This is a genomic window from Streptococcus cristatus (assembly GCF_001578775.1).
GTDB lineage: Bacteria > Bacillota > Bacilli > Lactobacillales > Streptococcaceae > Streptococcus > Streptococcus cristatus_A.
In genome coordinates this window covers 1-532 of the sequence record NZ_KQ969081.1, presented here as the reverse complement: position 1 = coordinate 532, position 532 = coordinate 1, and the positions used below count along the sequence as shown (strand labels likewise).

General features: G+C 48.5%; 1 protein-coding gene. It reads left to right on the top strand.

What is annotated here, in order from left to right; all coding sequences use genetic code 11:
- The coding region (locus SCRDD08_RS11725; RefSeq protein WP_196756194.1) for a hypothetical protein at positions 1-532 on the top strand (532 nt) is incomplete at both ends.

The window sequence follows — 532 nt, the reverse complement described above, 5'->3', positions numbered from 1 at the left end:
TGTAAGTGCCTCAGCATCGTTGAGCTTAAGTCAATCTGTTTCAGCAAGTGCCAGTGCTTCAGCATCAGTAAGCCTGAGCCAGTCAGTTTCAACAAGTGCCTCAGCTTCAACTTCATTGAGCACCAGTCAGTCTGTCTCAGCAAGCGAATCAGCTTCAGCGTCATTGAGCGCAAGCCAGTCTGTCTCAGCAAGTGCCAGTGCTTCAACCTCAATGAGCTTGAGCCAGTCTGTCTCAGCAAGCACAAGCACTTCAGCATCAGTAAGCTTGAGTCAATCCGTTTCAACAAGTGCAAGTGCCTCAGCTTCGTTGAGCTTGAGTCAATCAGTTTCAACAAGCGAGTCTGCTTCAGCATCAGTAAGCCTGAGCCAGTCAGTTTCAACAAGTGAATCAGCTTCAACTTCATTGAGCACCAGCCAGTCTGTCTCAGCAAGTGCCAGTGCTTCAGCATCAGTAAGCTTGAGTCAGTCAGTTTCAACAAGCGAGTCTGCTTCAGCGTCATTGAGCACAAGTCAGTCTTTCTCAGTAAGTGCC